At 40.8% G+C, this 8630-nt stretch carries 8 protein-coding genes and 6 tRNA genes; 2 read left to right on the forward strand and 12 right to left on the reverse strand.

Going from position 1 to position 8630, the window contains the following annotated elements; translation table 11 throughout:
• Window positions 1–6 precede the first annotated feature (6 nt).
• From ACTU7M_RS10090 to ACTU7M_RS10100, 3 genes are all read right to left on the reverse strand, one after another.
• Window positions 7–729 (reverse strand): amino acid ABC transporter ATP-binding protein, encoded by a 723-nt coding sequence (locus ACTU7M_RS10090; RefSeq protein WP_443474272.1) that lies wholly within the window; start codon window positions 727–729, stop codon window positions 7–9.
• A 180-nt stretch (window positions 730–909) separates the two neighbouring features.
• Window positions 910–2244 (reverse strand): type I glutamate--ammonia ligase, encoded by a 1335-nt coding sequence (gene glnA / locus ACTU7M_RS10095; protein WP_443474273.1) that lies wholly within the window; start codon window positions 2242–2244, stop codon window positions 910–912.
• Between the two features lie 19 nt (window positions 2245–2263).
• Complete coding sequence (locus ACTU7M_RS10100; protein ID WP_443474274.1) at window positions 2264–2647, reverse strand: MerR family transcriptional regulator; 384 nt, start codon at window positions 2645–2647, stop codon at window positions 2264–2266.
• A 254-nt stretch (window positions 2648–2901) separates the two neighbouring features.
• On the opposite strand from ACTU7M_RS10100, the gene ACTU7M_RS10105 reads away from it, so the two are divergent.
• Together ACTU7M_RS10105 and ACTU7M_RS10110 are read left to right on the forward strand one after the other, a co-directional pair.
• Window positions 2902–4209 carry an APC family permease gene (locus tag ACTU7M_RS10105; protein ID WP_443474275.1) on the forward strand — a complete coding sequence of 436 codons (1308 nt, stop codon included), beginning with the start codon at window positions 2902–2904 and terminating at the stop codon, window positions 4207–4209.
• A gap of 70 nt (window positions 4210–4279) precedes the next feature.
• A complete protein-coding gene (locus ACTU7M_RS10110) occupies window positions 4280–5059 on the forward strand; it encodes an NRDE family protein (RefSeq protein ID WP_443474276.1) in 780 nt (259 codons plus the stop codon).
• A gap of 35 nt (window positions 5060–5094) precedes the next feature.
• Here the strand turns inward: ACTU7M_RS10110 and ACTU7M_RS10115 are convergent, their stop codons facing one another.
• The 9 genes from ACTU7M_RS10115 to ACTU7M_RS10155 all read right to left on the reverse strand — a co-directional run bounded on the left by ACTU7M_RS10115 (window position 5095) and on the right by ACTU7M_RS10155 (window position 8587).
• Window positions 5095–6453, reverse strand: coding sequence for a PFL family protein (locus ACTU7M_RS10115; RefSeq protein ID WP_443474277.1), 1359 nt, complete (start codon window positions 6451–6453; stop codon window positions 5095–5097).
• A gap of 13 nt (window positions 6454–6466) precedes the next feature.
• Window positions 6467–6736 (reverse strand): ACT domain-containing protein, encoded by a 270-nt coding sequence (locus tag ACTU7M_RS10120; RefSeq protein WP_443474278.1) that lies wholly within the window; start codon window positions 6734–6736, stop codon window positions 6467–6469.
• Between the two features lie 51 nt (window positions 6737–6787).
• Window positions 6788–7948 carry a glycoside hydrolase family 3 protein gene (locus ACTU7M_RS10125; protein ID WP_443474279.1) on the reverse strand — a complete coding sequence of 387 codons (1161 nt, stop codon included), beginning with the start codon at window positions 7946–7948 and terminating at the stop codon, window positions 6788–6790.
• Window positions 7949–8055: 107 nt separating this feature from the next.
• Window positions 8056–8139, reverse strand: a tRNA-Leu gene (locus ACTU7M_RS10130).
• A gap of 37 nt (window positions 8140–8176) precedes the next feature.
• Window positions 8177–8247: transfer RNA gene (locus tag ACTU7M_RS10135), tRNA-Cys, on the reverse strand.
• Window positions 8248–8258: 11 nt separating this feature from the next.
• A tRNA-Gln gene (locus ACTU7M_RS10140) sits at window positions 8259–8329 on the reverse strand.
• A gap of 4 nt (window positions 8330–8333) precedes the next feature.
• Window positions 8334–8409 (reverse strand) — tRNA-His (locus ACTU7M_RS10145).
• Window positions 8410–8420: 11 nt separating this feature from the next.
• Window positions 8421–8491, reverse strand: a tRNA-Trp gene (locus ACTU7M_RS10150).
• Window positions 8492–8506: 15 nt separating this feature from the next.
• Window positions 8507–8587: transfer RNA gene (locus ACTU7M_RS10155), tRNA-Tyr, on the reverse strand.
• Window positions 8588–8630 lie beyond the last annotated feature (43 nt).

The following is an 8630-nucleotide window of genomic DNA, read 5'->3' on the forward strand; positions in this document are numbered from 1 at the left end:
GATTTTTCAGCGTAATATTTTACTTAAAAATGCCTTTGTTCTTTCATTAGTAGGATTATCGAAGAAATGTTGTGGAGAACCCTCTTCCAAAATCTGACCTTGATCCATGAAGACGACCCGATCGGCTACCTCTCGTGCAAATCCCATTTCATGTGTTACGACAATCATTGTGATATTCAAATCGGATAACTTGATCATCACATCCAACACCTCCTGAACCGTTTCCGGATCCAAGGCAGAAGTTGGTTCATCAAATAAGAATATTTTCTTTTCGGAACAGAGTGCTCGCGCAATGGCGACCCGTTGTTGCTGTCCGCCAGAAAGAGTGGACGGATAAACATGGGCTTTTTCACTCAAACCAACGACGTTCAGATAATGATGTGCTAGTTCTTCAGCGTCCTGTCGTGATTTCTTTTGTAGTTTAATCGGGCCCAACGTTAGGTTTTCTAACACCGTCATATGCGGGTATAAGTTAAATTGTTGGAATACCATCGCGGACGATTCTCTTACAATATCTAATTTGTTTTTTGTTGTTAGTTGTTTACCTTCAATATAAACGGCCCCGCTAGTAGGTTCTTCCAAAAAATTGACACAGCGAACCGTTGTGCTTTTCCCTGACCCTGAAGGTCCGATAATGACAAGTTTCTCACCTTCTTGGACAGTAAGGTTCACATCTTTCAAAACATGATGTTCGCCAAAATATTTATTGATGTTTTCCAGTTTAATCATAAAAGCATCACCTCTCGACAGATTATAAAACGATGAAAATAAACGGGCAAATATTTCATTACATTTTAATGTCATATTTTATAACATCATTTCTCGAAAAAACTGTTTTAAAAACAAAGCAACCGTTTTCAAATAGAGACAAAAAAATTCCCTCACCATTTAAATGATGAGGGAATTTTTTTAGTAAGCACGCAAATATTGACTGACTTCCCAGTCGGTAACTTGGCTTATGTAGGTCGCAACTTCGATTTCTTTCGCTTCGATAAAGCTACGACTGATATGCTCTCCTAAGGAATCTAGAATAAGCGGATCTTTTTTCAACTCCTCAACAGCATCTCCTAAATTCTTAGGTAAATCATAAATACCGTTATCGTGACGGTCTTGCGCATCCATCACATAGATATTGCGATCGATCGGTGCTGGAACATCTAAGTCATTGATAATCCCATCCAGTCCGGCAGCTATCAGAGTAGCCAGTGCCAAGTAAGGGTTTGTGGACGGGTCCACACTACGCAACTCAACTCGTGTGGATAGGCCACGGGAAGCAGGGATACGAATCAATGGTGACCGGTTTTGTGTACTCCAAGCAATATAGACAGGTGCTTCAAAGCCCGGTACCAAACGTTTATAGGAATTAATTATAGGATTGCAGATAGCAGTATACGCTTTCGCGTGATGCAATAAACCTGCGATAAATTTATAAGCTGTTTCACTCAAGCCGCTTTCACTTTCAGGGTCAAAGAATGCATTTCCTTCTGGAGTGAAGAGAGACATGTTACAGTGCATTCCTGATCCATTAATGCCATAAACAGGTTTTGGCATAAATGTCGCATGCAGACCATGTTTGCGTGCTACCGTTTTAACAATAAGTTTAAAAGTTTGAATGTTATCACACGCTTCAATAGCATTTGAATATTTCCAATCAATTTCATGTTGTCCCGGCGCTACTTCATGGTGGCTCGCTTCAATCTCAAAACCAAGGGCTTCTAATTCCAAAACGATTTCACGGCGACAGTTTTCGCCTAAATCCGTTGGAGCAAGGTCAAAGTAGCCACCCTCGTCATTCAAATCGAATGTTGGTTTACCAAATTCATCCATTTTGAATAAAAAGAACTCTGGTTCTGGCCCTAGATTAAATTCTGTAAAGCCCAATTTTTCCATTTTACTTAAAACACGTTTCAAATTACTGCGAGGATCTCCCGCAAACGGTGTACCATCGGGTTTATATACATCACAAATTAAGCGTGCAATTTTTCCTTGCTCAGCATCCCACGGGAAAATAAGCCAAGTATCCAAATCAGGGTATAAGTACATGTCGCTTTCTTCAATACGCACAAAACCTTCTATCGATGAACCATCAAACATCATTTTGTTATCCAATACTTTACTTAATTGGCTAATAGGAACTTCCACATTTTTGATTGTTCCTAAAATATCAGTAAACATTAAACGTAAGTAGCGAACATCTTCTTCCTTGGCTATTCTGACGATATCTTCACGCATAAATTTTGGCATACATATTCCCTCTTTTTATTTACAGATTTTTGTTCCAATTATTCAAATCATTCGGGTTAAAACTACTTGTATTCAGTAACTCTTTATATAGAATACGTCGCACATCATCATCAGTAAGATGTTGCTCGCGCTTCTCTTGTGGTTTTTTCGTTTTCTGGTTTTTTTCTTCATATATTCGGCGGATGGCTGTCATATTCAATCCTTCTGCCAAATAATCCTTTATTTCCAAGAGACGATCTACATTGTTTAATGAATACATTCTACGATTCGTTTCTGTTCTTTGGGGTTCGACCAATCGTTGTTCTTCATAATACCGAATTTGGCGAGCCGTCAAATCGGTCAACTTCATGACGGTGCCAATTGTAAAAACCGCCATGGAACGACGCAACTCTTTTTCTTTCATTTCACCACGCCTTTGCTTGAAAATAATCATAGTTAGTTGCCCGAATATCGATTAATTGATTGAACACGATAAAGAATAAAACATTCTTGTTCAGGCGTCAAAATTTTTCTCACATTCTATGTTATGTTTTCTAACATACTCCTAAAAATTAAATATTACAAGTGTTTTTTAAATGTTCTTGAAATTAACATTTAAAGAGCTAGTTGTAGTATAATCATTAAGCAAATTACTACGTTTAACGAAGGAGCTTTTGATTGGATTCAGAAAATAAACATTATGGACTTGGAACTGCTATTTCGATGATAGTTGGCATTCTCGTTGGGTCAGGGATCTTTTTCAAAGCCGATGATATCCTTGGGTTCACAGGTGGTAACGTTGGTTTAAGTGTTTTGGTATTTGGAATTGGCGCGTTTTGTGTAATTTTTGGAAACATCACCTTATCGCAACTTGCTGCCCGAACAGACCGCAGGGGTGGGGTTCTCGCTTACTTTGAAGAATTTATTTCCGATAAAGCTGCGGCTGGTTTTGGGTGGTTTCAAATATTTGCCTACTATCCTTCCATTTCGGTTGTCGTCAGTTGGGTGGCTGGTATCTATACGACTATGCTGTTTGGTCTGCCAAATAATTTAGAATTGCAAACTCTGATTGCTCTTGGCTATCTCATTTTCTTTTTCGCCTTAAATTATTTTTCCCTAAAAATGGGTGGTCGTTTCCAAAATATTTCAACCATCATGAAATTAATTCCCTTGATTGGAATTGGTCTTGTCGGTGTTTTTTGGAAAGCCCCTGTTCCAGTCACAAGCGAAACCTTGATTGTTCCGCTTGATCAAGTCGGATGGGGTTGGTTAGCCGCTTTACCAGCAACAGCCTTTTCTTTCGACGGTTGGGTCGTGGCTACAAGCATCACGCATGAGGTCAAAGACGCCAAGCGTAACATGCCCATTGCTTTAACTGTCGGACCCTTGATTGTATTAGGTGTTTATCTAGCTTATTTCCTTGGCATGGTTGCCATTGTTGGGCCCGAATACATCCTCCAACATAGAGATAATACAATTTATGAAATAGGGCAAATCTTATTCGGTGAACAAGGTGGCACGCTCATTCTTTCCTTTATTTTGATTGCTGTTTTGGGAGTCGTCAACGGTCTAGTGCTAGGCGTTTTACGTATGCCCCAGTCCATGGCCACAAAAGGAATGCTGCCAAAGAGTGATAAAATTAAAGTAATCAATGACAAAACACAACTTTCGCCTTCCGCAGCAGTTTTATCCATCACTATTTCAGTTGGTTGGATGGTTATCCATTATTTGACTCAAAAACTTGGCGTTTTATCTGGAGGAGACGTAAGTGAAATTGCGATTGTCTTCAGCTATATCACCTACATCTGGCTCTATATGAAAGTATTCCAATTGAGCAAAAATAAGATCATTCCGCTTTTAGGAATTTTGGGTTCAATAATTATTGTGACGGGTGGGGTTGTTTCCAATCCAACTTTCGTTCCACTGTTTCTGATTGCTTGTTCAATTATTTTTTATAGTGGTTATACTTATATGAAAAAAGCTTAGACAGCGCTTCTGCGCTGTTTTTTTTTTGCTGTGGTGCTATACTCTAGAAAAGACTTAAAGGAGGTTCACCATGTGCTTGATTACCTTTCGCTATGGGCAACATAAGCGTTACAAATTGATTCTTGCCGCCAATCGCGATGAATCCTATAATCGGCCAACAGTAGGCGCTGACTATTGGCCAGAGTACCCCAGCTTACTTGCGGGTAAAGATCTTGAAGCAAATGGTACCTGGTTTGGTATTACCAAACAAGGAAAAGTTGCGGCTATTACAAACTGCCATGGTGAGGAATTTACTGAACCGGAAAAAAACAAGCAGTCACGCGGTCAAATCTTGATTGATTATTTATCAAAGAATCAAGACCCGGTAAAATTTATTAAGCAATTAATAGCCACTAAAGATGATTACCAACCTTTCAATGTGTTACTGGGTTCTGTTGATATACTTTATCACTATAACTCCAAGGATAACCATTACACTAAACTTGATGCTGGAACCCATAGTCTGAGTAACGCAACTCTCAATACACCCTGGCCTAAAGTTAATAATACACGGCAACAGCTTGATGTTATTATCCAAACGGATCATGACTACATTCAAGATTTGTTTACGATGATGATGGACCAAACCCCTGCTCCCGATAGTGACCTTCCCGAGGCTCCGTTACCGCTGGAAATCCGACGAAAAGCTTCCGCTAATTTTATCAAAACTGAACACTTCGGAACCAAATCCACTACCCTTTTACTGGTTGACTGGCACAATAATGTTACTTATATAGAAAGAAATTATTTTTCAGAGGGGAACCATGAAGACCGCATCTTTAACTTTCAAATCACTAAAAAAAGCAACTAGCAGGCAAATTTTGCCACTAGTTGCTTTTAAATTTATTAATTTTTAAAGGAATGTAAAGGTGCAGGAATTTGTCCACCCCGTGCAATCAGGTCCTCGGAAGAAAATTCGCTGACTGCCAAAATGGGGGCCCGCCCCAATAGGCCACCAAATTCAACTTCATCGCCTACATCCATCCCCGGTACAGGAATAATCCGGACAGCTGTTGTTTTATGGTTCATGATTCCAATAGCCGCCTCATCCGCAATCAAAGCTGAAAGCGTGGCTGCACTTGTTTTACCGGGAACCGCAACCATGTCCAAGCCTACTGAACAAATAGCTGTCATTGCCTCCAATTTATCAATGGTAATCGATCCCACTTCCACCGCCTCGATCATGCCGATATCTTCAGAAACAGGGATAAAAGAGCCAGATAAACCACCGACATGGCCACATGCCATTAACCCGCCTTTTTTGACTGCATCATTTAATACTGCCAAAGCAGCTGTCGTTCCATGGGTACCGACGCGTTCTAATCCCATTTCTTCAAGAATTCGCGCAACAGAATCCCCGATAGCTGGCGTCGGTGCCAAAGATAAATCAACAATTCCAAACGGTACTTCTAGTCGTTCTGCTGCCAAAGTCCCAACCAACTGGCCCATACGGGTGATTTTGAAGGCAGCGATTTTTATTGTTTCTGCGACTATATCAAACGGTTGGCCTTTTACCTTTTCCAAAGCTCTTTTTACTACGCCCGGGCCACTTACGCCCACATGGATAACCACATCCGCTTCACCTACACCATGGAATGCTCCTGCCATAAAGGGATTATCATCAACAGCATTGGCAAATACCACTAATTTTGCAGCCCCAAGGCCACCGGTAGTAGCCGTTAATTCTGCCGTCTCTTTTACGACTCTTCCCATTTGGGCCACAGCGTCCATATTTATACCGGCTTTAGTGGATCCAATATTTACTGAAGAACAAACGATATCCGTTTGAGCCAAAGCTTGGGGAATCGATTCGATTAAAATACGGTCCCCTTTCGTGTAACCTTTTTCCACTAAAGCGCTAAAGCCGCCAATAAAATCAACACCAACTTTTTTCGCCGCGACATCAAGTGTTTTAGCAAAAGCAACGTAGTCTTTATCATCCGAAGCACCTGCTACTAAAGAAATTGGCGTTACTGAGATTCGTTTATTAACTATTGGAACACCCAGCTCTTGCTCGATATCAGTTGCAACTGCAACCAAATTTTCCGCGTAATGCGTTATTTTGTTATAAATTTTTTCTCGTGCTCTCTCACCATCAGAATCGGCACAGTCGAGTAAGGATATACCCATAGTGATAGTCCGAATATCAAGCTTATCTTCTGCAATCATTTGAATTGTTTCCAGGATATTTTCTTGTCGATTCATTTTATCAACCACCTTATAACGTATGCATTGCATTAAAAATTGCTTCTGACTGAATGCGAATGACTAATTGTTGTTTTTCTTCGATTTCTTCCATTTGATTTTGAACTTCCGCAATACTGTATGGAGATGCAGAAAAATCAACTAATAATATCATCGTAAAATACTCTTCCATCAAAGTTTGGGAAATATCAAGAATGTTTACATCTACTTCCGCCAGTTTTGTACTCACAGATGCAACGATACCCTTGTGATCTTTTCCAGTAACAGTTATAATTGCCTTCATCATTTATCCTCATTTCTGAAATCATTTTTCATAGTGTACCACATCATGAAACTATTGTAAGAGGCCAAGCTGCTGCTTAACTTTTAAAATTCTCAATACAGATTCGTCTAGGCGTTTTTCAGATATGCGTCCTTCTTCAACAGCGGAAAGAACGGCTGACATTTGCACGATGAAGTCAGAGCTAATTAAGACATCATTACCAGCCAAAACAGCCAGGATGGCAGCTTCTTCCGGAGTCGCAAAAGCCTGTAATCCTTCCATTACCAAATCGTCGGTTATGATGATACCATCAAATCCCATATTCTCCCGAAGAATATGAACGACTTCAGGAGAAAGCGTAGCTGGCCAGTCAGGATCAATTTCTGTTATAACATTATGTGAGACAAGCACACCTTCAGTTCCCGCATCAATCCCAGTTTGGAATGGGAGTAAGTCGCGTTGCCACAATTCATCTAAAGAACGATTATCATACGCGACACCTGTATGAGTATCAATATTACTACCATATCCCGGGAAGTGTTTTAGGACAGTTCCCATATTTTCATTGTTGTACACCGAAACAAAGGTCTCACTGAATTTATTAACTTCTTCTAAAACAGTGGAAAAAGCCCGGTGATAAATAAAATCTTCTGGGCTATTCGGGATATCCACTACAGGTGCCAAGTTTAGATTGAAGTGTAACCTTTTCAATAATAAAGCCTGTTCAAGAGCAAAAGATTCAATCCCTTCCCAGCCACTTTCCCCAAACACTTGCTGAGGAGATAAAAAAGGACTGGACCGGTATTGCGGATAAGAGCTAATCCGAGTAACATCCCCACCTTCTTCATCAACGGCCATAAATAAATCGATATCTGCACCCTCCTGAATCGCCTTAATTTCGTTTATAACAGCTTCAGGAGTTTTCTCGCTAAAATCCTTACCGAACCAAATAAAACCTCCTAAATGATAATTTATAGCGTATTCAATAGCCTCAACGTCAGGATAACGGGCTAAGAAAAGTTGGCCTACTTTCTCTTCCAGTGACATAGATTCCAAGATTTCTACTTCTCTGCTAACCAATAAGCCACTCTCTTTAGAATCAGATGATGAGTGAGCTAATGACGAAGTTTCTGATTTTGTTGATTCTTCTACATCTTCTTCAGTTGTCCCACCATCACAGCCGCTCAATAGCATAGTGCACGTTCCCAATAAAAAAAGGTTTCTTTTTATCATCAGTGTACTCTCCTTTTTCACTCTAATTATAAATGAATATATTTTCAAATAAAGAAAAAAACAAAAAAAGACCAAAATGAAAAGTTCATTTTGGTCTTTTTTTAAGATACCGGCGGCCGGGGTCGAACCGGCACGCCCTCGCGGGCACTGGATTTTGAGTCCAGCGCGTCTGCCTATTCCGCCACGCCGGCATGCTATTATTTGCAAAGTTTTCATCCCTGAAGGGAAAGGCGGTAACCGGATTTGAACCGGTGATGAAGGTTTTGCAGACCTGTGCCTTACCACTTGGCTATACCGCCATAATCAAAAACTGGGCTAGCTGGATTCGAACCAACGATGACGGAGTCAAAGTCCGTTGCCTTACCGCTTGGCTATAGCCCAAAAATGGGGCGACTGATGGGAATTGAACCCACGAATGCCGGATCCACAAACCGGTGCGTTAACCACTTCGCCACAATCGCCATAATCCAAACAGGGGTAGTAGGAATTGAACCCACACTGACGGTTTTGGAGACCGTAGTTCTACCTTTAAACTATACCCCTATGGATAAAATGTAATGGAGGGGGGCAGATTCGAACTGCCGAACCCGAAGGAGCGGATTTACAGTCCGCCGCGTTTAGCCACTTCGCTACCCCTCCATGGTGGCTTGGGACGGAATCGAACCGCCGACACCTTGAGCTT

The organism is Jeotgalibaca sp. A122, from assembly GCF_052266715.1.
In the GTDB taxonomy this organism is placed as follows: Bacteria; Bacillota; Bacilli; order Lactobacillales; family Aerococcaceae; genus Jeotgalibaca.